Here is a 23,560-nt window from a genome sequence, read left to right on the forward strand (position 1 = left end):
AAATGGGATTTCGTGCCGGTGCTCGAGAACAAGCTCGCCGACTACATCATGCCCGACGTCACCTGGACCGGCGGCATCACCGAGCTCAAGAAGATTTCCGCCCTTTGCGAGGCCTATTACATCCCGGTCTCGCCGCATGACGCCGCGGGTCCGATCAATGTGGTCGCGGGAGCGCAGGTGATGATGACCGTTCCCAACTTCTACAAGCTCGAAACGTCGGAGTGGGACCTCTCCAAATACGATCACCTCATCGACAAGCCGCTCGACGTGTCGAACGGCAACCTCAAGCTGACGTCGAAGCCGGGTCTCGGTGTCGAGATGAACCGCGACTATCTGCAGGCCCACGAGATCGAGCTGGGCTAGCACTGTTTAAAGCAGGCCCGGCGGGCGGGGCCACTCCCAGCGGAACGAGGACAAATCATGCCAAAAACGGATGGAGCCGACGAGGCTCTCGATCGCATCAACACGAATTCCAGGCCCTCCGAGCTGCGCATTACCGACATGCGGGTGGCCGAGATCGTCGGCGCGCCCTTCACTTCGGCGCTGCTCAAGATCTACACGAACCAGGGCATCGTCGGGCTCGGCGAGGTGCGCGACGGCGCCAGCGCCACCTTTGCGCTGATGCTGAAGAGCCGGCTGCTCGGCGAGAACCCCTGCGATATCGACCGCCTGTTCCGCCGTATCAAGCAGTTCGGCGGCCATGGGCGGCAGGGCGGCGGCGTCTCGGCGGTCGAGATTGCGCTCTGGGATCTCGCCGGCAAGGCCTATGGCGTGCCGATCTACCAGATGCTCGGCGGCAAGTTTCGCGACCAGGTGCGCGTCTATTGCGATACGGACGCCGAGAAGCCGAGCGGCACCGAGACCGGCAAGCGCCTCAGGGCGCGCATGGAGCGCGGCTTCACCTTCCTCAAGATGGACCTGGGTCTGATGCAGATCGCCCACATTCCGGGCGCCGTGACGGCGCCCGCCGGCGCGCTCGAAGGGTTCCGCGCCAACCCGCGCGGCCGCGGCGGCACGCTCGAGGAGCGCAAGGCCCGCAATCTCGCCTATGATGCGCAGAACGTGCAGCACCCGTTCACGGGCCTGCATTTCACCGAAAAGGGCATCGACCTGCTGGAGCAATATATCCACGAGGTCCGCGAGGTCATCGGCTACGAGATTCCGTTAGCCATCGACCATGTCGGCCACATCTCGCTGCAGGACGGCATCCGCCTGTCGCGCCGTATCGAGAAATACGTGCCGGCATGGCTCGAAGACGTGATCCCCTGGCAGTACACCGAACAGTACCGGCAATTGCAGCAGGCGACGTCGGTGCCGATCTGCACCGGCGAGGATATTTATCTCAAGGAGGGCTTCGAGCCTCTGCTGAGGAGCGGCGGCCTCTCCGTTATCCATCCGGACCTGCTGACCAGCGGCGGCATCCTCGAGACAAAGAAGATCGGCGACATGGCGCAGGATCACGGCGTCGCCATGGCGATCCACATGGCCGAAAGCCCAATCGCGGCGATGGCCGCGGCGCATGTCGCGACCGCGACCGAAAACTTCATGGCGCTCGAATACCACTCCGCCGATGTCGACTGGTGGGATGATATCGTCACGGGCCTCCCCAAGCCGCTCGTCAAGGACGGCTTCATCACCGTGCCCGGCAAGCCGGGGCTGGGGATCGACGACGTCCTCGACGAGGTGATCTCGCAGCATCTGCAGCCCGGTGTCACAGGGATATGGCAATCCACCGAGCATTGGGACAATGAAAATAGCTGGGACCGGACCTGGAGTTAGCCCGGACGCCCCTGCCTTAATCCCCAAGGTCACAGAGCCACCCACCGACCATTCGTGTCGACCTCTCCCACGGGAGAGGCGGAGAAAGAAACGGACGAAACCATGATCTACGAAATGCGCATCTATGACTGCCTGCCGGGCAGGCTGCCGGCTTTGCTCAAGCGCTTTTCCGAGCAAACGCTGGCCATCTGGGAGAGGCATGGCATCCGCCAAGCCGGGTTTTTCACCACGGTGATCGGCGAGAACAACAATCGCCTCACCTATTTCCTCGCCTGGGAATCGTTGGCCGAGCGCGAGGCGAAATGGACGGCTTTCGTCACCGATCCGGTATGGCACAGGGCCCGGGACGAGTCTGAGCGCGACGGGCAGATCGTTGCCAATATCAGCAGCCAGCTGCTCACGCCGACAGCTTTCTGGTCTGTGAAATAGGACTGTGTCATGAAGATCACCGACCTGCGCTGCGCCGTCATCGGCAAGCACCCCATCGTCCGCGTCGTCACCGACGAGGGCCTCTATGGTCTGGGCGAGGTCGAATACACAAAGACCTACCTGAAACCCTTCGTGCTGCATTTCCGCGAGGCGCTGATCGGCGAGGATCCGACCGACGTCGAGCGGGTGATGCTGAAGATCCGCCAGCGCGGCTCGTTCAAGCCCTATGGCGCGGCGGTGAGCGCTATCGAGCACGCGCTGTGGGACATCGCCGGCAAGGCCGCGGGCGTGCCGGTTTACAAGCTGCTTGGCGGCAAGGTGCGTGACAAGGTGCGCGTCTACAACGGCTCGATCCGTCGCAAGCGCACGGGCGACCGACCGGAGGATTATGCCGCCGACGTCAAATGGATGATGGAGCAGCCCCAGAATTTCTTCATGGTCAAGCAGGGCATCTCGTTCCACTCCAACATGAAGGACTCCATTGAGGGCTTCCATTACGGCGTTACGCAGAAGAAGGCCGGCTATCACGGCGCCATGGATCAGGGTGTGATCAGCGAGCGCGGTTTCAATCACATGCTCGACTGCGTGGCGGCGATGAAGGAGGTGCTGGGCGACAAGGTCAGCCTGGCGCTCGACTGCGGGCCGGGCTGGATGCTGCCCGATGCGATCAAATTCGCCCGCGCCGTCGAGAAGTACAATCTGATGTGGCTCGAGGACATGCTGACCGGCGACTATGTGCCCTGGGTCAATCCGCAAGCCTATCGCGAGCTGACCACGTCCACCTCGACGCCGATCCACACCGGCGAGCAGATCTATCTGCGGCACAATTTCAAGGAGTTGATCGAGACGCAAGCGGTGCGGGTCATCGGCCCCGATCCCGCCGATATTGGCGGCATCGCCGAGCTGAAGTGGGTCGCCGAGCACGCCTATATGCACTCGATCCTGATGGCGCCGCACGGCACCGCCAACGGCCTGCTCGGCCTCGGCGCGCTGATCAACGTCTGCGCCACCTTGCCCGCGAACTATATCGCCTTCGAATATCCGAGCGCTTCCGACCCTTGGTGGGAGGACCTCGTCATCGGCCTGCCGAAACAGATCGTGAGGGACAGCATGGTGGACTTGCTGGAGGCGCCGGGGCTCGGCCTCGACATCGACGCCGAGGCGGCGAGAAAATACCTCAAGGAAGAGGATACGGGCTTCTTCGACTGACCTTGTCGCCGCTCGCCTTTGAGCGACAGGCATTGAGCTGACCCGTAAGGATCAGCTCACTGTGTCCGCCAGTCATGCTCTTGCCGGAATCCGAGGACATCGCGCAGCTTCCGGTTTGAGATCGGTCCCTCGAATGCGTCCATGGTCCGAGTGACCGGTATGTCGGGCGCATGCTTCCTGAGGAACTCCGCCGTCGGCAATTCGGACACGATGTTGTCGTTGACGGCGTTGAATATCTGGAAGCCCAAACCGTCCTTCTCGACGCACAGGTCGACGATCTGGCCGAGATCGCGCGCGTCCATATAGGTCCAGGCGTCGCGCCGCCGCTTCGAAGGATCGGCCAGGAATTCCGGAAAGCGGGCATAGTCCTTCGGCTCTACGACGCCGCCGATCCGCAGCGCATAGATGTCGGTTCCCGTGCGGGAGGCGAAAGACCGCGCGATCTTCTCGCCCAGCAATTTGGAAAGGCCGTAGCTGTCGGTCGGATCGGCGTCGTGCTCCTCATCCACCGGGAAGGATGAGAAGTCGCGTTCGCCTTCGGCAAAGCAGATGCCGTAGACCGTTTCGCTGGAGGCCGTGACGATCTTGCGGATGCCGAGCTTGGTGGCGGCTTCGATCACATTGTAGGTCGACTGCACATTGGCGGCAAACATGGCGTTGTCCGGCCGCAGGAATATCCGCGGAAGCGCTGCGAAATGGACGACGGCGTCGACCGGGCCGCGGCCCTTGCCGCCGAAATACTCGCTGAACCCGAAATGCAGCGTCAGCGCATTGTAGGCTTCGCCCGCGTCCGCAAGGTTGGTGATGACGGTATCGACCCCAGGCACATCCAGCGGCGTCAGGTCGAGGTTCAGAACCTGATGCCCGCGTTTCAGCAGATAAGGTATGACGTGCCGGCCGATCTTGCCGCTGCCGCCGGTGAAGACAATCCGCTTGCCCATGGCTTCCTCCGAGCGAATTTGTTTGATCGAGCAGCGAACCGGCCGGTCGTCCGCTATTCAAATATGCCGAAGCCGGGCACGGCATGTTTGTGGACACCGTCCATGTTGAGCTCGACGCCGATGCCTGGCACATCAGGCACCGCGATGTGGCCGTCTTCGACGATGGACTTGGCGCCATTCGGCAGGCGCACGTAACTGTCCCAGGCGTCGCGCTCCTCCAGCGCGTGCCATTCCAGCACGAGGAAGTTCGGAACGCTGGCGCAGACATGGCAGGTCGCCATCGTGCCCAGCGGCGTCGACACCAGATGCGGCGCGAAAGGCACGTAGTACATCTCGGCGAGGTTGGCGATCTTGCGGCTTTCGGCAAGGCCACCGCATTTCGGCACGTCTGGCATGACGACATCGGCGCCGTAGTTCTGGAACAGCTCCCGAAAACCCCAGCGCAAATAGAGGTTTTCGCCGACGCAGATCGGCGTCTTGGTCCGCATGCGGATCTGCTTCAGGGCCTCGACATTTTCCGCGGGGATCGGTTCTTCGAGCCACAGAAGATTGAAGCGCTCCATCTCGGTGGCGATGCGGCTGGCGCTGAGCACGTCATAGCGCGCATGCAGGTCGATGCAGAGATCGACGTCAGGGCCGGCTGCTTCGCGCACCGCCGCGACGCGCTCGATCATCGAACGCAGCTCGGCGCCGTTGATGGTGTGGTTCACCGCATCGAACTTGCCCGGGTGGCGCAGATTGTCGATGTCGAATTTCAGCGCCGTGAAACCTTCCGCAACCATGCGGCGGGCGCGAGCCGCGCATCCCTGCGGCGATCCCGATTCGTCGTCGCCGTCGCCGCAATCGGCATAGAGCCTGATGCGGTCGCGGAACTTGCCCCCGAACATACGGTAAAGCGGCTGGCCGGCGGCTTTTGCCGCCACGTCCCACAGCGCCATTTCGAGCCCGGTGAGGGCGATGAGAAAGATGCCGGCCTGCGCGCCGGAGAAGACATGATCGCGGCGGATCTTGTCCCAGCAATATTCGACATTGCGCGGATCCTGGCCGATCAGTTCCGACTTCAGTTCCGAGATCAGACCGACGATTGCGGCCGCGCCTGCGTCGGGATTGGCCTCGCCATAGCCGGAAATGCCGGCGTCCGTATCGATCCGGATGAGGGTCGCCTTGCCGTGATAGGCCACGACCGCCGTTTTGATGTCCACGATCTTCATCGGATCCCTCTCCCGTGATGGCGCGCGCTCACAAGTGCAGAATTCTGCCCATGGGCCAAACTTGTCTAATAAGCATACAAGAATGACCAATGCGCCGTAAACCCCCTTCGATGGATTTTGCATCTGCGGACGTTCGAAGGTGCCGGTGCTCGTTGTTTTGCTTGGGAAATTCAGAGGCGTGTGCCAAGAATCCCGAAACTCAAACTTCACACTTGTTAGACGAGTATATAAGCGTATAAATTGGGCGACCACAGAGCTATGGCTCATGCGTGTCGCCAATCGGGAGGAACAGGATGCAACAGCGACAGCTCGGATCGTCGCCGGTGAAGGTATCGGAAATCGGCCTCGGGACTTGGGGGATGTCCGGCGCGTTTTGGGGCGCGGCTGACGACGAAGAGTCGATCCGGGTGATCAGACGCGCGCTCGATCTCGGCATCACGCTGATCGACACGGCCGAAGCCTATGGACACGGCCATGCCGAGGAGGTCGTCGGACAGGCGCTGGCCGGCCGCCGCGACAAGGCCGTGATCGCGACCAAGGTCGCGCCCAATCATCTCGAACCCGCCGCGATCGAGGCGGCGCTCGACGGTTCGCTGAAGCGCATGCGGACGGAATATGTCGACGTCTATTTCGTCCACTGGCCGAACTCGGATTTTCCGATCGGGCCGACCATGGAGATGATGGAGCGGCTGCGCGCGTCAGGGCGGATCAAGGCGGTCGGCGTCTCGAATTTCAGCATCGCCGACATGGACAGCGCCCGTCAGCACGGCGTCATCGACGTGCTGCAGCCGCCCTACAACATGCTGTGGCGCGAGGTTGAAGCCGAGACGCTGCCCTATTGCCGCAAGCACAATGTCGGCGTCATGCCATACAGCGGTCTCGCCCAAGGACTGCTCACCGGAACGCTGTCAACGGACACCAAGTTCGTCGAGGGCGATGAGCGGCGCACGACGGTGCTGTTCCAGCCGGGCACCTATGAGCGGGCGGTGAACGCCGTCGACATGCTCAAGCCGATCGCGGCGCGCTACGGCAAGACGGTTCCGCAACTTGCGATACAGTGGCTCACCAGCCGGCCAGGCGTCAGCTCGCCGCTGGTCGGCGCCCGCACCGTCAAGGAACTGGAGGAGAACGTCGAGAGCGCCGGCTGGACGATTTCCGACGCGGACATCGCCGCTATCGACAGGATCACTGCCCCGGTCTGGGCGGAAATCAAGGACAAGGGCGACATGTTCGGTTTCCGTGCACGCCAGCGCCAGGAACAACAAGCGAAGAGAGCATAGTGCACTTCCGTGGGATTGCTCCACGTCAAGCCCTGTCCTCCCGGCACGCTACGGCGCGGCCAGCGCAAATGCTGGCTGCGCCGCTTCTTCAGCGAGGCAGGCCGACCGCGGTGGTCTTCTTGAGGTGCCGGCGCATCGCTTCCTCGGCCCGCTTTTCGTCGCGCGCCACGAGCGCCTCGTAGATAGCCCTGTGCATTTCGGTTGCGGAGGGCAGCGCATGGGGCATCTGGTTGCTGATGCGCCTGCTCGCCATCTGCCACCACCGGGACGAATACATGAAACGGTCGAGGATCCTGTTCTGCGCCGCCCGGCAAATCTCCATGTGGAAATCCAGATCGAGCTTCAGATAGGCGTCGGGATTGTCCTCGCTGGCCGACATCGCCGCCAGCAAAGTGCCAAGGCGTTCGAGATTTTCCTTGGTCATGTGCTTGGCCGCGATGGCGGCGATGGCCGGTTCGATGATGATCCGGGTCGCATGCGCTTCGGCCAGGATCTCGCGCATCTGCTCATGCGGCAGCCAGTCGATGAGCAGTGGGCTGAGATAGTCCCACTCCTCGGCTGGACGCAGCACCACGCGCCGCCCTTGAGCGATCTCGATCATATCGAGCGACGCGAGGATCTTCAGCGCCTCTCGCGCGACCGCGCGCGAGACTCCGAATTCCTGCAGGATCTGCTGTTCCGACGGCCCCTGGGCGCCGGCGACACCGCTGCCGGCGATGCGCCGCGCCAGCACGCCCGCCACCTGCTTGGGCAAAGTTTGAAGCTTGACCTCGACGGTATCCATCACTAACATCCACTTGTCTGATAAGCTTATAGGCTGATAGCTAGATATGCAGTCAACTTATCTCATAAAAACGCTCACTAGCCGATAACACGGCCTGCGGGAAGGGAGCATCGAGCGGTGTCCAGCCGCCGTGCCCCGTTGCCGCCGTCCGAGGTCACGATCGATACGCCTGCTACCGAGCGAGGCGTGTTGGAGCGCAAGTGCCGATCGCCCGGAGGCTCGCAAGCGTCGTTCGGGAACCAATCCACGCAGTCTAGCGGCGGGAGGAGCACGCCGCAGCTGCCGAGGCTGAAAGTCGTCGGCCGTCCCTGGATGGACCGACCAGTCAAACCAGGAGGAGATTGTGATGTCCGGAACCTTATCGAGACGTAAATTCCTTGCCGCGAGCGCGGCAGTGACGGCCGGCTCGCTTGCCGCGCCGTGGGTTGCCAAGGCAGACGCCAAAGAGATCACCGCATTGCTGATCACGGGCGGCCCGCTCTATCCCAAATACTGGGAGAAGATCGTTCAGGACTTCACCGCCAAGACCGGCATCAAGGTTCGCTACGACCTTCTGGAATTCACGCCCCTGACGGCGAAGGTGGTCACGTTGAGCGCGGCGCGGTCGAGCCAGTACGACGTCTACAGTACCCATACGGCGCAGATCGATTCCTACTTCAACCATTTCGCGCCGCTGAACAGCTATTTCAGCGACTCCGAGCTGGCGGACTTCTATCCCGTCGCGGTCAAATACCTGCGCGATCCCAAGACCGGAAATCTGGCGGCGATTCCGCGCAACATGGATGCGCGCGTTCAGTACTACCGCAGCGACATCTATCAGGAAAAAGGCCTGAAGCCGGCCGAAACCTGGGAAGAACTGGTCGATGTCGGTCTGAAACTCACCGGCGACGGTCACTATGGCCTTGTCGTGCCGGGACAGGGCGATCCGGCGCAACGCACCTTCAGCGACCTGCTCTGGCAGGCAGGCGGCGACTGGGTCGACCAGGCCAACAAGCCGGCCTTCAACTCCGAAGCCGGCATAAAGGCGCTCACCTTCTATCGCGATCTGATCCAGAAGCACAAAATCGTGCCGCCCGACGCCGTCGGCTATCAATGGAACGAGAACTCGACCGAATTCTCGTCCGGCACGGTCTATGCCACTTTCGATTGGCCGGGCGCCTTCGCCACCCTTTCCAATCCGGAAACCTCGCGCGTCGTCGGCAAATGGTCGACGGCGCCCTATGTGCGGGACAAGGCGGCGATCTCATGTGCCATCTCGCATGCCATGGCGCTGAATGGCCAGTCCGGACGCAAGGAACCCGCCGTCGCGTTCATCAAATACACGGTCAGCACCGACGCCCAGCGGCTGCAGTTCGATCAGTTCACCAACTTCCCGAGCAGCCAGAGCCTGGCCAAGGAAGTGATCGCCGCGGCCAAGGGCCCCCAGGCGACATGGCTGCAACAGCTCGAGACGACGATCGCCAACGGCAAGGAGTGGCCCAAGCTTGCCGGCTTCTCGAAGGTCTGCACCTTGATGTTCTCGGCCATCGAGCAGGCCCTGTCCGACCAGGCTTCCCCCGCCGACTCGCTTAACCAGGCGGCGACCGAGGCGGAGGACATCATGCGCCGGGCCGGGGCCTACGATTGAGCATGGCGCCCGTTGCGCAGACGCGGGTGTCAGGGCGCCGGCGACGTTCGCCGCTGCCCTACACCTGGCAGAGAGGATACCTGCTGGCCAGCCCGGCGCTTTTCGTCATGCTGGCCATCCTCATCTATCCGCTCGGATACTCCTTCATCATGAGCTTCTTCCGCTGGGACCTCAGCGGATCGGCGCCATTCGTCGGAACGGGAAACTACACCGACGAGCTGTTCGGCCGCCAGTTCAACCAAGCGCTCCGAAACCAGACCATCTTCAGCGTCGTTTCCATCACGATCGAAGTGGTGGCCGGCATGGCGATCGCTGTGCTCGTCAACGGCAAACTGCGCGGCATGCGCCTCGCGCGCACCTTGCTCCTGGTCCCGCCGATGATCGCGCCCGCCGTCGTCGGCCTGAATTTCCGCTGGCTGTTCAACACCCAGTATGGGCTGGTCGACGCGCTGCTGCGCATCTTCAACCTGCCCGACATTCCGTGGCTCACCCATCCGGCCTGGGCGCTCGTCTCGGTGATCGTCGCCGATGTGTGGCAGAACACGCCGCTGATGGTGCTCCTGTTTCTTGCCGGCCTGCAATCCTTGCCGCAGGAGCCGCTCGAGGCGGCCACAGTGGACGGCGCCACGCCATGGCAGCGCTTCTGGCATATCGTGCTGCCGCTGATGCGTCCGGTCATCATGATCGCGCTGATGCTGCGCATCATCGACACGTTCCGCACCTTCGACGTCGTCTGGCTGATGACGCAAGGAGGACCGGGCGGCGCCACTAACCTGCTCACGGTCTATTCCTACCTGCTGGCGTTTCAGGCGGTGGATTTCGGACACGCGGCGGCGGTCTCCTACATCGCGCTGGGCATGTCGCTGTTCGTGCTCGGCCTGCTTTACGGAGTGCCGTGGCTCATCGCGAAACGGAGGGCGATATGACCGAAGCCGTCATCGTCGGCGCACGTTCCATGCCAAAGCGCCGGCGCCGCCGGTTCACGGCGGCGATCGCCGGTCGGTATTTGGCGCTGGTCCTGACCGTCGCGCTCACCGTTTTTCCGCTGGTGTGGCTGTTCCTGACCTCGATCCGCAGCTCGGCCGACATCTTCTCGGTTCCGGTGCACATCATCCCCGAGACCGCGACGCTGACGCAGTATGTCGCGGTCTTCGCCCAGTACGACACGATGGGCTATGTCTGGAACACCGTCATCGTCTCGGTGGCGACGGTCGTCCTCGTCCATCTGCTGGCCATCCCCTGCGCCTATGCGCTGTCGCGCTTCAGGATGCCGGGCGCCATGCTGATCTTCGGGCTGCTTTTGATCATGCGCATGATCCCTGTCATCGCGCTTGCCATCCCGCTCTTCGCCGTGTTCGCAGCCATGGGCCTGCTCGACACCGTCTGGGCGCTGATCCTCAGCCATACCGCGGCCAAGCTGCCGGTCGCCATCTGGCTGCTTCTGGGCTTCATTCAGGATGTGCCGAAGGAGATTGAGGAGGCCGCCCAGTCGGACGGCGCCGGCACCGTGCGCACGCTGGTCCAGATCGTCGCGCCGCTGATTGCGCCGGGCATCGGCGCCAGCGCCGTGATCACCTTCCTCTTCACCTGGAACGACCTCTTGCTCGCCTTGACCCTGACTTCGAGCAAGGCGGCGCAGACGCTGCCCGTCGGGCTCACCAATTTCGTCTCGCAGTATGGCATCGACTGGGGCGCCATGTCGGCCGCCGGCGTGCTCATGGTCATCCCGACCTTGGTGTTCGTCTGGTTCGCCCAGGGGCTGCTGGTCAAAGGCCTGACGACTGGTGCGGTTCGCGGTTGAACGGCTGGAACGATGGTTGAACGCAACTGAGTGACGATCGCTGAGGCTTGCGCCTCAGCGCAGATTGGAGGAACGGAATGCAAGCTGACCAGATACCGGCGATACCGGACATTTCCCGGCCGCCACGAGAACTGGTCGACGCGCTGGCGGCGATCGGTTCGGCGACGCTGGCCAGCGAGCTCTACCACAAGATGGGCATTCGCGACCCGCAGATCCGCGGGCCGCGTCCCTTGCGTTCCGGCAGCACGGCGGCAGGGCCAGCGCTGACGCTCCAGTGCATGCCGAAGCGCGAGGATCTGTACAACGAGACGGAGTATGAGGAGCCTGAGCGGCAACTGCACCGCCACGTGCTTTATCCCACCCAGCCCGGCGACATGGTGGTGGTCGATGCCCGCGGCGATCTGGGCAGCGGCATTTTCGGTGAGATGATGCTGACCTATTTTGCTGGGCGGGGCGGCGCCGGCGTCGTTGTCGACGGCTGCATTCGCGATTCCGCCCAGGCGGCGGCGCTCGATATCGGCATCTGGGTGAGGGGCGTCACGCCGAATTTCCACGCCCAGACCAACATCGTCCCCTTTGCCGTCAACGTTCCGATCGCCTGCTCGAACGTCCTGGTCATCCCGGGCGACATCATCGTCGCCGACGACGATGGCGTTGTCGTCGTGCCGGTCGCCCTTGCCCCCAGATTGGTCGAGCTCGCCGGCGCGCATATCGAGTGGGAGGAGTTTTCGCGCGCGCGGCTCGCGCAAGGAGGAGACCTGCGGAAATACTACCCGTTGAGCCCCGAGGGCGAGGCCGAATACCGCGCATGGCGGCAGGCCCAAGGAAAATGAGCCGCGCCGGTACGGGAGAAGAATAGGTGTCCGCAATCGAGATAGAACAGCTCGGCAAGAGCTTCGGCGCGGTGGAAGTTCTGCGCGACGTCAACATCGAAATCGCCAGCGGCGAGTTCGTGGTCCTTGTCGGTCCGTCGGGCTGCGGCAAGTCAACGCTCCTGCGCATCATCGCGGGACTCGAAGAGCATACGACTGGTGAGATCCGCATCGGCGGGCGCGTCGTCGACGAGATGCCGGCCAAGTCGCGCGACATAGCCATGGTCTTCCAGAGCTACGCGCTCTATCCGCATATGAGCGTGGCCGACAATATGAGCTTCGCGCTTCGGCTGGCCAAGGTTCCCAGGGAGGAGATCGTCTCCAGGGTGAAGGCGGCGGCCGAAATCCTCGGTCTGCAGGACCTGCTCGGCCGCATGCCGCGTCAGCTGTCCGGCGGCCAGCGCCAGCGTGTCGCCATGGGTCGCGCGATCGTGCGCGCGCCCTCGGCCTTCCTGTTCGACGAGCCGCTCAGCAATCTCGACGCCAAGCTGCGCGTGAAGATGCGTGCCGAGATCAAGAAGCTGCACCAGCGGCTCGGCCGCACCAGCATCTACGTCACGCATGACCAGACCGAGGCGATGACGCTCGCCGACCGAATCGTGGTCCTGAACAAGGGCCGCATCGAACAGATCGGCACCCCTTCCGAACTCTACGAGAAACCGGCCAATCTGTTCGTCGCGGGCTTTATCGGCTCCCCGGAAATGAATCTCATCGAAGGTCGCGTCGACAACGGCGCGTTCGAAGCCGGTTCAGGCCTTCGCCTGCCATTGCCCAAAGGTCTGGAGTTCCACGGCGCACAAGAGGTGATTTACGGGATCCGTCCTCAGCACATCATCGTCGGGGGCGATCACGCGAGGGCCAGCGTCCAGGTGGTGGAGCCGACAGGAGAGGCTCAGGAACTGACGTTGAGGACAAGCGGGGTCGAGCTCGTGGCCGAAGTTCGGGATCAGCAGCCGTTCAAGCCCGATCAAGAGGTTGGGTTAGAGGTGATGGTTTCGAAGGTCCACCTATTCGACGCGCGAAGTGGCATGAGGATAAATCAGGACGAACTCGTCAGAGGGTAGGGGGAACTGCTCGCCCGTGGAGCTCGCGTTTAAGCGGCCGAGGCCGCGAATGGGTGCACTCGGCCGGATCGCGCGCGACCAATGGCGACCGAACCAGCTCAGCCGACTGCGCCGGCTGAGCTCGCGTTCCGAGGGTTACAGCCGGCGCCTCAGGCCCGCTTCTCATAATCAATGACGATGCGGCCCTGGATGTCACCCTTGTGCATACGGGAGAAGATGTCGTTGATGTTCTCGAGCTGTTCGGTCTCGATTGTCGCCTTGACCTTGCCGTCCCCCGCAAAGTCCAGCGCTTCCTGCAGGTCGAGCCGTGTCCCGACGATCGAACCGCGGACCGTCACGCCGTTGAGCACGGTATCGAAGATCGACAGCGGGAAATCGCCTGGCGGCAAACCGTTGAGCGACACCGTTCCTCCGCGGCCGACCATTCCGAGCGCCTGCTCGAAGGCTTTCGGCGACACGGCGGTGACAAGAACCCCCTGGGCGCCGCCGACCTCCTTCTTGACGAAGGCGGCGGGATCGGCCTGGCGGGCGTTGACGGCCAGCGCGGCACCGAGGCGTTTGGCGAGGTCGAGCTTCGCATCGTCGATGTCGACCGCAATGACGTTCAGCCCCATCGCCTTCGCGTATTGAACCGCCAGGTGGCCGAGCCCGCCGATACCCGAGATCACCACCCATTCGCCAGGCTTGGTATCCGTGACCTTGAGGCCCTTGTAGACGGTGACGCCCGCGCACAGGATCGGCGCGATCTCCGTGAATGATATGTTGCCCGGCAGATGGCCGACATAATCGGGATCGGCAAGGACGTATTCGGCAAAGCTGCCGTTCACCGAATAACCGGTGTTCTGCTGCTCCTCGCAAAGCGTCTCCCATCCGCCGAGGCAATGTCTGCAGTGGCCGCAGGCGGTATAGAGCCAGGGCACGCCGACGCGATCGCCTTCCTTGACGTGCTTGACGCCTGATCCAACGGCCACGACATGCCCGACACCCTCATGGCCGGGAATGAAGGGCGGCTTAGGCTTCACCGGCCAATCGCCTTCGGCGGCGTGCAGATCGGTGTGGCACACGCCCGTGGCCGCGATCTTGACGAGGATCTGGCCTGCTCCGGGCGTTGGCACCTGAACCTCTTCGATCACGAGCGGCTTGCCGAACTGGCGAACGACGGCTGCTTTCATAGTCTTGGGCATGGAATACTCCTGGGTTGTGAGTGGGTCCTATTTCAGGAACTGGCGGAAGCGCCGCAGCGAGAACGCAAACAGGAGCGTGCTGATGACCAGCAGCGCCGCGAGCTGCGGCCACACGACATCGAGGCCCGCGCCGCGGAACAGCACCGCCTGTGCCAGCATGACGAAATGTGTGTTGGGCGCGGTGAACATGATGGCCTGGATGGCCATGGGCATGCTCTCGCGCGGCGTGACGCCGCCGGACAGCACCTGCAGGGGCAGGAGCACCATCATCAGCAGCAGGCCGAATTGCGGCATGGAGCCGGCGACGGTGGCAAGGAATATCCCCAGGCAGGTCATGGCGACGATGTCGAGCGCCGCGCCCACCATGAATAGCGCGATCGATCCGTTGATGGGGACCGACAGCAGCCCCTGGATGACGACGACGAGTGCAAGGCCGGACGCCACGAGCACGACAATGCCCATCGACCAGATCTTGCTCGTCATGATCTCGAATGCGGTGACCGGCATCACCAGAAGATGCTCGATCGTCCCGTGCTCGCGCTCGCGGATCAGCGCTGCGCCGGTGAGCACGATAGACAGCATCGTGATCGAGGAGATGGCATTGGTGATGGCGCCGAACCAACCCTTGTTGAGTTCAGGGTTGAAGCGCGCCCGCAGGTCGAGGTCGACGGGCAGGGAGGCCTTGGAACGATAGCGGTCGAGGAATTCGTTCACTTCTCCCGAAACGATCGACTGGATGTAGCCTCCGCCGGTAAAGGCCTGCGACATCCGGGTGGCGTCGATGTTGAGCTGGACCGCCGGCGAGCGGCCGGCCAGCAGATCGCGCTGGAAGTTCGGCGGAATATCCAGCGCGAAAGTATCCATGCCTGAATCCATGCGGCTGTCCATCTCCGGCTGGGAGATGAGCAAAGGCGCGGTGAAGTAGGGCGGATAAAATGCCGTGACGACGCGCGACGAGACCGGCGACTGATCCTCATCGACGATGGCGATCGGAGCGTGATTGAGCGTCTCGGGCATCGCCTTCGAGGCGGTGTAGATGGCGGCGGTGAAGGCATAGACGATCAGCACGAGCATCATCGGGTCCCGCATGAGACCGCGCAGTTCCTTTATGCCGAGATTGTATATGTTGGCGATGCGCATCAGCGGGCCTGTTTTTTCAAGAATGCCGCTCCAAGGCCGAGCAGCACCGGGATGGCGACGAGCATCGGCACGAACGCGCCGGACAGGTCGGCAAAGCTGAGCGCCTTGGAAAAGACGCCGCGCGAGATCGTCACGAAATAGGTGGTCGGATAGATCCGGCCGACGAATGCGCCGACGCCCAGGAGCGACGACACCGGGTCGATCATGCCCGAATATTGGGTGGCGGGGATCATGGTGATCAGCGCGGTTCCGAAGATCGCCGCGATCTGGCTGCTCATGAAGGTCGACAGGAAAAGCCCCATGGCCGTCGTGGCCGTGACATAGACAAGGGCGGCGGCGGCGAAAGCCGGAAGGCTGCCGGTCAGCGGCACACCGAAGAGGAAGACGGCGAAGCCCGTCAGCAGCACGAAGTTGAGCATCGCGAGGGCGACATAGGGAATCTGCTTGCCGATCAGGAACTCCAGCCGGGTGACGGGCGTGACGTAGAAATTGATGATGGAGCCGAGCTCCTTCTCCCGCACCACGCTGAGCACGGCCAGCATTGCCGGGATCGCCAACAGAAGCATCGGGATAACCGCCGGAACGATGGCATCGAGACTGCGGACGTCGGGATTGTAGCGGTAGCGGATGTCGAGCTGGAAGGCGCTGGCGGTGGCGGCGTCGCCATAGAGTTCACGCGCCTTCCGCGTCAGCCAGCCGGCATGCATTCCCGAAACATAGCCTTGCACGGTTTCGGCCCGTGTAGGCATAGCGCCGTCGATCCAGGCGCCGATCGTGACGTCGCGGCCGCGCGCGAGGTCGCGCCCGAAGCCGGGCGGGATTTCGATTGCGAGGCTGAGTTCCCCGTCCTCCATGCGCCGGTCGAGATCGGCATAGTCGATGATCGGCGCCTTCTCGGTGAAATAGCGCGAGCCGGCGATCTGCAGCACATAGTCCCGGCTGATCGTCGTGTCGTCGTGATCGAGGACGGCGAAGGAGAGGTTTTCGACGTCCATGTTGATGCCGTAGCCGACGACGAACATCAGGATGAGGCTGCCGACGGTCGCCAGCGTGGCCCGGATCGGATCGCGCAAGAGTTCAAGCGCCTCGCGCCGCGTGTAGGCGAACATGCGGCGCAAATCGAAGGAACGGCCTGTGCCGCTCCTGCCGGGGCGACTGGCCTGCGCTTCCTGGACCGGCATCGTCCCGGCCGTCATGCTCGGCGTTTCTGCCTGCTTGCCTGTCGCCTCCTCGAGATATCCGACGAAGGCTTCCTCCAGCGTTGCCGCCGACCGGCTTTTGACGATCGCGGCCGGCGTGTCGCTGACCAGGACCTTGCCGGCATGCATGAGCGAGATGCGGTCGCAGCGTTCCGCCTCGTTCATGAAATGCGTGGACACGAAGATCGTCACGTTCCGCTTGCGCGAGAGGTCGGCAAGAATCCGCCAGAACCCGTCGCGGGCAACCGGGTCGACGCCGGAGGTCGGCTCGTCGAGGATCAGTATCTCCGGAGAATGGATCATCGCCACAGCCAGCGACAGCCGCTGGCGGATGCCGAGCGGCAGCGCTTCGGGCAGCGTGTCGACATTGTCGGCGAGGCCGAATTGCTGCGCGACCTCCTCGACCCGGGGCGGGATCGCCGCATCGGCCATGCCGAAGAGGCGGGCATGGAGCTCGAGATTCTGCCGGACCGTCAGCTCAGAATAGAGCGAGAATCCTTGCGACATGTAGCCGACGCGCCGCCGCACCTCGATGTCGCGGGGGTCGATCTCGCGCCCGAACAGCCGTGCCTTGCCCTCGGACGGCTCGAGCAGCCCGGTCAGCATCTTCATCGTGGTCGTCTTGCCGCAGCCGTTCGATCCGAGGAAGCCGAAGATCTCGCCGCGGCCAATGCGGAAGCTCGCGTCGTCGACGGCGGTGAAATCGCCGAAGCGCATGGTGAGGTGTTCGGCCTCGATGGCAGGTTCGCTGTCGGCGCCGGCGGGCCGCGGAGGGATCACCACAGGCTCGTGGCTGTCCCGCTTCTCCGGCGGGAGAAGGGCTATGAAGGCGGCGTCCAGGTCGGGCGCGCCGGTTCTTTCGAGCAGGTCGGCCGGGGTTCCGGAGGCGAGCACGCGGCCCGCGTCCATGGCCACCAGCCAGTCGAAGCGCGCGGCCTCTTCCATATAGGCCGTGGCGATGATGACGCTCATGCCCTCGCGACCCTTGCGGATTTCGCCGATCAGTTCCCAGAACTGGCGGCGCGACAACGGATCGACGCCGGTGGTCGGCTCGTCCAGGATCAGGAGGTCCGGATCGTGGATGAGGGCGCAGCACAGGCCAAGCTTCTGCTTCATGCCGCCCGAAAGCTTGCCGGCCTGCCGCTCGGCGAAAGGCGCCAGCCCCGTTCGCTTCAGAAGCTCGCCGATGCGGCGCTCGCGCTCGCGCCGATCATGCCCGAACAGGCGGCCGAAGAAATCGATGTTGTCGAAGACCGACAGCGTCGGATAGAGGTTCTTGCCCAGGCCTTGTGGCATATAGGCGATCCTGGGGTAGGCGCTCTGCCGGTGGCCGAGATCGGCCATGTCGCCGCCCAGCACCTCGACATGCCCCTGCTGGATCGTCCGTGCTCCGGCAATCAGGGAAAGCAGGCTGGATTTGCCGACGCCGTCCGGCCCGATCAGGCCGACCATGCGGCCGGCCGGGAAATCGAGCGTTACGGCATCGAGAGCCCTGACCTTTCCGTAAGCGTGGCCGACATTCTCCAGCCGCGCCACGTAGCTTGACGGAAGGCCCGCGCCGGCGTCCGGCCGCGCATTCATTGCACGAGCTTTCCCTTGAGGCTCGCCGGCCATGAGGCCTGCGGATCGAGCCGCACATAGGCCACGCCGGGCAGGCCGGTTTTCACCTGCTGGATATATTTGCGGAGCAGCTCCGGTGCGATGTGCGCCTTGATCCGGAACATGAGTTTCAGGCGCTCCTCCTCCGTTTCGACCGTCTTGGGCGTGAACTGCGCGACGTCCGCGACGAAGGTCACCTTGGCGGGGATGATGTATTGCGGCGCCGCGTCGAGCACGAGACGCACATCGGAGCCGATCGCGACGCGCCCGGCCTGAGCGGTCGACAGGAAGAAGGTCATGTAGACATCGCCGAGGTCGACGAGGTTGAGCACGCGCCCGCCGCCCGCCAGCACCTCTCCGGGCTCCGCCACGCGGAACTGGATGCGCCCGTCGCGCGGCGACGCCAGCGTGGCGTCGCCGATATCGGCGTCGATGCTTTCGATCGCGGCCTGCGCCGCGTCGACCGTGGACTTGGCATCGACCACCTGCGCCCGCGCGGCGTTGATGGCCGCTTCACTGGCGGCGAGTTGGGCCTGCGCGGCGGCGACGGCGGCTTTCGCGCTCTGCTCGGCCGCGCGGTCGTTGTCCAGGACCTGCTGGGAGACGGTGTTGTTGACCGCAAGCTGCTGCGAGCGCGCCAGGGTCCGATCGGCGGCGTCGAGCTCGGCTTCGCGCTGCGCGACGACAGCGCCGGCCGCCGTCTTTTCAGCCTCGCGCTGCGTCACCAGGCTGCCAGCGGTCTCGACCCCGATGGTGGCGCGCTGAAACTGCGCCTCGGCCTGGCGGCGCTGCGCCTCGAGCTGCGCGGTATCCATGTGGGCAAGCACCTGGCCGGCCTTGACGAAATCGCCTTCGCCGACAAGGATTTCCTTGATCCGCCCCGCCGCCTTCGTCGAGACGTCGATCTCGACCGCCTCGATGCGGCCGTTGCCGCTGGCGATGCCTTCCGGCAGCTGCCCGTCCTTGGAACGCTGCCACGCATAGTAGCCGGCTGCTCCGATGGCGATCAGGGCGCCGAGGATCAGCCATCGCGGGGAAACCTTCATAGCCGGCCTCCGGTGTTGCGCGATACGTCAGGTTCGGCTGGCGCCAAAAGCGCCCCCTCGAGATGGACTGGCGCCGGAGACAGCGGCCCCGAAGCGGAGAAGGGAAGGAACCTTGCCGAGGCAATTTCCCGCCGCCAGGCGCCGATCTGTTCGGCACTTAAGGTAATGCCGTCCATGTCAGGGGAACTCCGTTCAGGTTGCCAAGTTGGCGCGACCAAAACAGAGACCGGCTGCGGCGACCTTGATCGATGTCAATTCTGGGAGAAGGGGTCGCTGTGAGCGTCGGGACCAGGGCCTGAACGTTCGCCGGGCTTCTGATCGGTCAATGCATTATGGCGAGGACGATACCGTGCCGACGCGGTCGAGAGGAGCTGTTCGGCGGCCGGAGCGTCAGACAAATCGCGGGAAAGCGTCCGCATCGGGCGCGTTCGCCCAGCTTTGCAATGTCTGTCCGCCGTCGAGCAGCCAGTCGACGCCGGTGACGTGGCGGGCATCGTCCGAGGCCAGGAAGGCGACGGCGGCGGCGACATCCTCGGGCTGGCCGATACGGCGCAGCGGAATGCGGTCGGCGAAACGGCGAATGCCGGCTTCATAGGCTGCCTGGTCCCGCGCCGGCACGCCCAGCCGGGTCTCGATGACCCCGGGGCAAATCGCGTTGACGCGAATGCCATAGGCAGCGGCGTCGAGGCCGCGATCCTGGTCAGGCCGACCACGCCGTGCTTGGTCGAGGCATAGCCGGCGCCACCGGACAGCACGTCCCAGCCGGCCATGGACGAGCCCATATTGACCACCGATCCCTTGATCTTGCCAGCGATCATGGTCGCCACCGTCGCGCGCAGGACGTAGAACATGCCGTTGAGGTTGATGCCGACGATGCGTTGCCAGTCCTCGGTGCTCAGCTCGTGGACCGGCGCGACCTTTCCGGAAATGCCGGCATTGTTGAATAGCACATCGATACGGCCGAAGCGTGCGGCCACCGCCTGGACCATGCCTTCCGCCGACGCCGGGTCGGCGACGTCCACCGCGAAGGCTTCGTCGCGATCGCCGAATGTCGTTGCCAGGGCCTCTGCACGGGTCCCGTCGAGGTCGGCGACGGCGACTGTCGCGCCTTCCTCGACGAAGCGGCGCACCGCCGCGGAGCCGATGGCGCCGGCGGCGCCCGTCACCAGAACGATCTTGTCCTTGAAGCGCATCTCTTGCCTCCAAAAGCCGGATGCCGGTCAGCGATAGTCGCGCCATGAGAAGCGCGGCTCGAATCCCAGCGCCGCTTTGGCCGCCGAGGTGTCGATGAAGGCGGCGTTGCCATCCAGCGGACGCGTGATCGGAACGTCCGGATAGGCTTGCGCCGCGAGCGTTGCGCTGGGCACGTCCATATAGCTGTCCCACACCGATGCCGACACCGATCCTCTACGACTGCGATCCCGCCACGACGCTGCCATTGCGCTGGTCATGGCGCATCGCTCGCCCGACATCGAGCTTCTCGGCGTCACCACGAGATGTGGCAACGCGGAGCTCGAGAAGACAACGGACAACGCGATCCGCGTGCTTGATTTCCTCGGCGCCGGCGATGTGCCGGTCGCCGCCGGCTGCGCGCAGCCCCTGGCGCGGCCGCTGGTTCTGGGCACCGCCGATGGCCCGAGCGGGCTCGAAGGCTCGCCCTATCTGCCGCAGCCCTCGCGCGGGCCGATCAAGCAGCATGCGGTGGACTTCCTTGCCGAGAAGCTCGCGGCATCTCCGGAACCGCTGCTGGTGGTGGCGACCGGCCCGCTCTGCAACATCGGCCTGCTCGTGCTCAAGCACCCGCACGTGCTGCCCAAGATCAAGGAGCTGATCTGGATGGGCGGCGTGTTCTATCGCAAGAGCGAGATCATCACGCCGACCGAGTTCAACGCCTTCTGCGACCCCGAGGCCCTGAAGCTGGTGCTGGACGCCGGGGTGCCCATCACCATGATAGGGCTCGACGTGACCATGCAGGTGCTGATCGAGGCGCCGCAATACGAGGAACTGGCCAGGATCGACACGCCGCTCGGCCGCGTGGTCATGGACTGGCTGAAATTCTACGAGAAGCTGCACCGCAACTCGATGGGCGTCGGCGGCGCCATGCACGACCCGCTGGCGCTGGCGCTGGCGATCGATCCGACGCTCGTCCGCACGCGTCCGGCGCATATCGGCGTCGACCTGTCCGGCAGCTACACATTCGGCGCCACGGTGGCCGATTTCTGGCATGAGCGCGGTGAGGAGGACAATGCGCGCATCGCCTATGAAGTCGATGCCGACCGCTTCTTCAAGCTGATGTTCGATTTGCTCCGCTAAAGCATGTCTCCCGAAGTGGGAACCGGTTTCGGGATCAAGACATGCGTAAATCAAGAACCTAAAGCGCATGGAGCGAATCTGAAAGATCGCGACGCGCTTTAGGCCGTCGGAAGGCTCACCGCTCCAGGCAGATCGCGACACCCTGGCCGCCGCCGATGCAGAGCGAGGCCAAGCCCTTCTTCGCTCCACGCCGGACCATCTCGTGCAGCAGCGTCACCACGATGCGGCAGCCGGAGCCGGCCAGCGGATGGCCAAGCGCGATGGCGCCGCCGCTCATATTGATGATGTCCTCGTTCCAGCCCATCTCGCGATTGACGGCGATGGCTTGCGCGGCGAAGGCCTCGTTGATCTCCATCGCGTCGAGATCGGACGCGCGCCAGCCGGCCTTGTCGAGCGCGCGCCGCGAGGCCGCGACGGGACCGAGGCCCATGTCCATCGGCTCGACGCCGGCAGAAGCATAAGAGGCGATGCTGGCGAGGGGTGTCAGGCCGAGTTCCTTCATCCGCGCCTCCGACATCACAAGCACCGCGGCGGCGCCGTCGTTGAGACCGGATGAGTTGCCGGCCGTGATCGTCCCCGCCGCATCGAAGACCGGTCTCAGCCGGCCAAGGCCTTCCATCGTTGTGGAGGGGTTGGGATGCTCGTCACGCTCGATGACGACATCGCCTTGCCTGGCCTTGATCGACACAGGCGCAATCTCGTCGTCGAACCTGCCAGCCTGGATGGCGGCGTCCGCCTTCTCCTGCGAGCGCAGCGCGAACCTGTCCTGTTCCTCGCGGGTGATCTGGTAGCGCTGCGCCAGCGCTTCGGCGGTGACGCCCATATGCACCTGATGGAAGGCGTCCCACAGACCGTCGGTGATCATGGAATCCTTCACCGTACGGTCGCCCATGCGGATGCCGGCGCGCACCCCGTGAATGACATGTGGCGCCGAAGTCATCGAATCCTGTCCGCCGGCGATCACGCAGTCGGCGTCGCCGCAGCGAATGGCCTGGGCGGCGAGATGGATCGACTTCTGCCCGGCGCCGCAGACCTTGTTGACGGTCATGGCGGGCACCCGACCGGCAGGCCGGCCTTGAGAGCAGCCTGCCGGGCTGGATTCTGCCCGGCGCCGCCGGTCAGCACCTGGCCCATGATCACCTCGCCGACGGCATCGGGCGCAAGCTGCTTTTCGGCCAGCATCGCCTGGATAAGCTGCGCCCCCAGCTCCGCCGCCGACAGACCGGCGAACGCGCCGTTCAGCTTGCCGATGGGCGTCCGCTTCGCGGCAACGATGTAAAAGGCGTCCATGTCTGTTCCTCCGGCAGCGCGGTCCGCTTGGGCGTGATCGCCGCTTGACATTCTGGTTATAACCAATAATCATGAAATGCATCGGCAGGCAAGGTCGCGGCAAAGAGCCCGGCCTGCATTGCGGGAGGAAATCCATGTCATCCGTGCTTTGGACGCCGGCGCCGGCCGCGTTCCAATCGTCCAATCTTGCGCGCTTTTCGATGGCCAACGGCTTCGATCCGCGCGACTACGAGACGCTGCATCGCTGGTCGATCGGCGATCCCGGCGCCTTCTGGCGGGCGCTGTGGGATTTCGCCGAGGTCATTGGAGATCCGGGCGGGATCGCCTTCCTGCGCGACGACAATGCGCCGATGACCGGGAGTCGCTTCCTGCCGGAAGCGACACTCAATCTCGCGGAAAACCTGCTGCGCGGCGATGAGGAGAGGGTTGCTCTCATCGAGGTCGACGAGAGTGGCCATTTCCAGACCATCACACTGGGCGAATTGCGCCGGCTCGTCGCCAGGACGGCGCATGGCCTGCGCGCGGCCGGCGTCGGCAAGGGCGATTGCGTCGGCGGTATCCTGCCCAATCGCGTCGAGGGCCTCGTGGCGCTTTTGGCGACGCTTTCCGTCGGCGCCGTCTGGTCGTCCTGCTCGCCTGATTTCGGCGCCGCGGCGATCGTCGACCGCCTCGGCCAGATTGGCGTCAAGGTGCTGTTCGCCGCGCCGCGCTACCGCTATGCGGGCAAGGAGCACGACATCTCCGCCAGGCTGGCCGAGATCGTCGCCGCGATGCCGACGGTGACGACGCTGG

20 protein-coding genes and 2 pseudogenes are annotated in these 23,560 nt (G+C 64.1%); 12 read left to right on the forward strand and 10 right to left on the reverse strand.

What is annotated here, in order from left to right:
* The 4 genes from EOA27_RS01310 to EOA27_RS01325 all read left to right on the forward strand — a co-directional run.
* Nucleotides 1-363, forward strand: a 363-nt coding sequence (locus tag EOA27_RS01310) for an enolase C-terminal domain-like protein (RefSeq protein ID WP_281059389.1), incomplete at its 5' end; no start/stop codon positions are given.
* Between the two features lie 57 nt (nucleotides 364-420).
* Nucleotides 421-1,779, forward strand: a complete 1,359-nt coding sequence (locus tag EOA27_RS01315; protein ID WP_126078757.1) for a mandelate racemase/muconate lactonizing enzyme family protein — start codon at nucleotides 421-423, stop codon at nucleotides 1,777-1,779.
* A 102-nt stretch (nucleotides 1,780-1,881) separates the two neighbouring features.
* Entirely contained in the window at nucleotides 1,882-2,208 is a 327-nt protein-coding gene (locus EOA27_RS01320; protein ID WP_127255269.1) for an NIPSNAP family protein, read from the forward strand.
* A gap of 9 nt (nucleotides 2,209-2,217) precedes the next feature.
* The gene (locus EOA27_RS01325) at nucleotides 2,218-3,417 is read left to right on the forward strand and encodes a mandelate racemase/muconate lactonizing enzyme family protein (protein ID WP_126078755.1); all 1,200 of its coding nucleotides are present in this window, start codon (nucleotides 2,218-2,220) and stop codon (nucleotides 3,415-3,417) included.
* 56 nt (nucleotides 3,418-3,473) lie between these two features.
* Here the strand turns inward: EOA27_RS01325 and EOA27_RS01330 are convergent, their stop codons facing one another.
* Nucleotides 3,474-4,358 carry an NAD(P)-dependent oxidoreductase gene (locus EOA27_RS01330; RefSeq protein WP_126078754.1) on the reverse strand — a complete coding sequence of 295 codons (885 nt, stop codon included), beginning with the start codon at nucleotides 4,356-4,358 and terminating at the stop codon, nucleotides 3,474-3,476.
* Between the two features lie 53 nt (nucleotides 4,359-4,411).
* Nucleotides 4,412-5,569: a mandelate racemase/muconate lactonizing enzyme family protein gene (locus tag EOA27_RS01335; protein WP_126078753.1), complete on the reverse strand. Its 1,158-nt coding sequence runs from the start codon at nucleotides 5,567-5,569 to the stop codon at nucleotides 4,412-4,414.
* Between the two features lie 293 nt (nucleotides 5,570-5,862).
* On the opposite strand from EOA27_RS01335, the gene EOA27_RS01340 reads away from it, so the two are divergent.
* Nucleotides 5,863-6,849 carry an aldo/keto reductase gene (locus tag EOA27_RS01340; RefSeq protein WP_126078752.1) on the forward strand — a complete coding sequence of 329 codons (987 nt, stop codon included), beginning with the start codon at nucleotides 5,863-5,865 and terminating at the stop codon, nucleotides 6,847-6,849.
* 88 nt (nucleotides 6,850-6,937) lie between these two features.
* On the opposite strand, the gene EOA27_RS01345 is transcribed toward EOA27_RS01340, so the two are convergent.
* A complete protein-coding gene (locus EOA27_RS01345; RefSeq protein ID WP_042638970.1) occupies nucleotides 6,938-7,633 on the reverse strand; it encodes an FCD domain-containing protein in 696 nt (231 codons plus the stop codon).
* Nucleotides 7,634-7,979: 346 nt separating this feature from the next.
* Between EOA27_RS01345 and EOA27_RS01350 the strand changes: the two genes are divergently transcribed.
* From EOA27_RS01350 to ugpC, 5 genes are all read left to right on the forward strand, one after another.
* Nucleotides 7,980-9,260 carry a sugar ABC transporter substrate-binding protein gene (locus EOA27_RS01350; RefSeq protein ID WP_126078751.1) on the forward strand — a complete coding sequence of 427 codons (1,281 nt, stop codon included), beginning with the start codon at nucleotides 7,980-7,982 and terminating at the stop codon, nucleotides 9,258-9,260.
* A gap of 2 nt (nucleotides 9,261-9,262) precedes the next feature.
* Nucleotides 9,263-10,186: a sugar ABC transporter permease gene (locus tag EOA27_RS01355; RefSeq protein ID WP_126078750.1), complete on the forward strand. Its 924-nt coding sequence runs from the start codon at nucleotides 9,263-9,265 to the stop codon at nucleotides 10,184-10,186.
* Nucleotides 10,183-11,061, forward strand: a complete 879-nt coding sequence (locus tag EOA27_RS01360) for a carbohydrate ABC transporter permease (RefSeq protein WP_126078749.1) — start codon at nucleotides 10,183-10,185, stop codon at nucleotides 11,059-11,061. The genes EOA27_RS01355 and EOA27_RS01360 overlap by 4 nt, the downstream gene beginning before the upstream one ends.
* Nucleotides 11,062-11,153: 92 nt before the next feature.
* Nucleotides 11,154-11,894, forward strand: a complete 741-nt coding sequence (locus tag EOA27_RS01365) for a ribonuclease activity regulator RraA (protein ID WP_189343333.1) — start codon at nucleotides 11,154-11,156, stop codon at nucleotides 11,892-11,894.
* A gap of 26 nt (nucleotides 11,895-11,920) precedes the next feature.
* Nucleotides 11,921-12,997, forward strand: a complete 1,077-nt coding sequence (gene ugpC / locus EOA27_RS01370) for a sn-glycerol-3-phosphate ABC transporter ATP-binding protein UgpC (protein WP_126078747.1) — start codon at nucleotides 11,921-11,923, stop codon at nucleotides 12,995-12,997.
* Nucleotides 12,998-13,146: 149 nt separating this feature from the next.
* Here ugpC and adhP read toward each other — a convergent pair whose 3' ends face one another.
* The 6 genes from adhP to EOA27_RS40430 form a co-directional block, all read right to left on the reverse strand.
* Nucleotides 13,147-14,181 carry an alcohol dehydrogenase AdhP gene (gene adhP, locus EOA27_RS01375; RefSeq protein WP_126078746.1) on the reverse strand — a complete coding sequence of 345 codons (1,035 nt, stop codon included), beginning with the start codon at nucleotides 14,179-14,181 and terminating at the stop codon, nucleotides 13,147-13,149.
* A 27-nt stretch (nucleotides 14,182-14,208) separates the two neighbouring features.
* A complete protein-coding gene (locus EOA27_RS01380; RefSeq protein WP_126078745.1) occupies nucleotides 14,209-15,321 on the reverse strand; it encodes an ABC transporter permease in 1,113 nt (370 codons plus the stop codon).
* The gene (rbbA, locus tag EOA27_RS01385) at nucleotides 15,321-18,101 is read right to left on the reverse strand and encodes a ribosome-associated ATPase/putative transporter RbbA (RefSeq protein WP_245491008.1); all 2,781 of its coding nucleotides are present in this window, start codon (nucleotides 18,099-18,101) and stop codon (nucleotides 15,321-15,323) included. The genes EOA27_RS01380 and rbbA overlap by 1 nt, the downstream gene beginning before the upstream one ends.
* A complete protein-coding gene (locus EOA27_RS01390) occupies nucleotides 18,098-19,165 on the reverse strand; it encodes an HlyD family efflux transporter periplasmic adaptor subunit (RefSeq protein WP_126078744.1) in 1,068 nt (355 codons plus the stop codon). Before EOA27_RS01390 ends, rbbA begins: the two co-directional genes overlap by 4 nt.
* Nucleotides 19,166-19,416: 251 nt before the next feature.
* On the reverse strand, nucleotides 19,417-20,358 hold the full coding sequence (locus tag EOA27_RS01395) for an SDR family NAD(P)-dependent oxidoreductase (protein ID WP_348633086.1): 942 nt from the start codon (nucleotides 20,356-20,358) through the stop codon (nucleotides 19,417-19,419).
* 27 nt (nucleotides 20,359-20,385) lie between these two features.
* Complete coding sequence (locus EOA27_RS40430; RefSeq protein WP_189343214.1) at nucleotides 20,386-20,538, reverse strand: hypothetical protein; 153 nt, start codon at nucleotides 20,536-20,538, stop codon at nucleotides 20,386-20,388.
* Nucleotides 20,539-20,555: 17 nt separating this feature from the next.
* Between EOA27_RS40430 and EOA27_RS01400 the strand changes: the two are divergent.
* Nucleotides 20,556-21,478 (forward strand): annotated as a pseudogene (locus EOA27_RS01400) (nucleoside hydrolase).
* Nucleotides 21,479-21,593: 115 nt separating this feature from the next.
* Here the strand turns inward: EOA27_RS01400 and EOA27_RS01405 are convergent.
* Nucleotides 21,594-22,768, reverse strand: a pseudogene (locus tag EOA27_RS01405) (acetyl-CoA C-acetyltransferase).
* Between the two features lie 134 nt (nucleotides 22,769-22,902).
* On the opposite strand from EOA27_RS01405, the gene EOA27_RS01410 reads away from it, so the two are divergent.
* Nucleotides 22,903-23,560 (forward strand): AMP-binding protein (locus EOA27_RS01410; RefSeq protein ID WP_145970241.1); only part of this gene is annotated, 658 nt, incomplete at its 3' end.

Origin of the sequence: Mesorhizobium sp. M2A.F.Ca.ET.037.01.1.1, assembly GCF_003998075.1 — a bacterium.
Classification (GTDB): Bacteria; Pseudomonadota; Alphaproteobacteria; order Rhizobiales; family Rhizobiaceae; genus Mesorhizobium.

Coding starts and splice junctions, on each gene's coding strand:
- EOA27_RS01315 (WP_126078757.1), top strand. CDS start 421: ATGCCAAAAACGGATGGAGCCGACGAGGCTCTCGATCGCATCAACACG.
- EOA27_RS01320 (WP_127255269.1), top strand. CDS start 1,882: ATGATCTACGAAATGCGCATCTATGACTGCCTGCCGGGCAGGCTGCCG.
- EOA27_RS01325 (WP_126078755.1), top strand. CDS start 2,218: ATGAAGATCACCGACCTGCGCTGCGCCGTCATCGGCAAGCACCCCATC.
- EOA27_RS01330 (WP_126078754.1), bottom strand. CDS start 4,358: ATGGGCAAGCGGATTGTCTTCACCGGCGGCAGCGGCAAGATCGGCCGG.
- EOA27_RS01335 (WP_126078753.1), bottom strand. CDS start 5,569: ATGAAGATCGTGGACATCAAAACGGCGGTCGTGGCCTATCACGGCAAG.
- EOA27_RS01340 (WP_126078752.1), top strand. CDS start 5,863: ATGCAACAGCGACAGCTCGGATCGTCGCCGGTGAAGGTATCGGAAATC.
- EOA27_RS01345 (WP_042638970.1), bottom strand. CDS start 7,633: ATGGATACCGTCGAGGTCAAGCTTCAAACTTTGCCCAAGCAGGTGGCG.
- EOA27_RS01350 (WP_126078751.1), top strand. CDS start 7,980: ATGTCCGGAACCTTATCGAGACGTAAATTCCTTGCCGCGAGCGCGGCA.
- EOA27_RS01355 (WP_126078750.1), top strand. CDS start 9,263: ATGGCGCCCGTTGCGCAGACGCGGGTGTCAGGGCGCCGGCGACGTTCG.
- EOA27_RS01360 (WP_126078749.1), top strand. CDS start 10,183: ATGACCGAAGCCGTCATCGTCGGCGCACGTTCCATGCCAAAGCGCCGG.
- adhP (WP_126078746.1), bottom strand. CDS start 14,181: ATGCCCAAGACTATGAAAGCAGCCGTCGTTCGCCAGTTCGGCAAGCCG.
- EOA27_RS01380 (WP_126078745.1), bottom strand. CDS start 15,321: ATGCGCATCGCCAACATATACAATCTCGGCATAAAGGAACTGCGCGGT.
- rbbA (WP_245491008.1), bottom strand. CDS start 18,101: ATGAATGCGCGGCCGGACGCCGGCGCGGGCCTTCCGTCAAGCTACGTG.
- EOA27_RS01390 (WP_126078744.1), bottom strand. CDS start 19,165: ATGAAGGTTTCCCCGCGATGGCTGATCCTCGGCGCCCTGATCGCCATC.
- EOA27_RS01395 (WP_348633086.1), bottom strand. CDS start 20,358: ATGCGCTTCAAGGACAAGATCGTTCTGGTGACGGGCGCCGCCGGCGCC.
- EOA27_RS40430 (WP_189343214.1), bottom strand. CDS start 20,538: ATGGACGTGCCCAGCGCAACGCTCGCGGCGCAAGCCTATCCGGACGTT.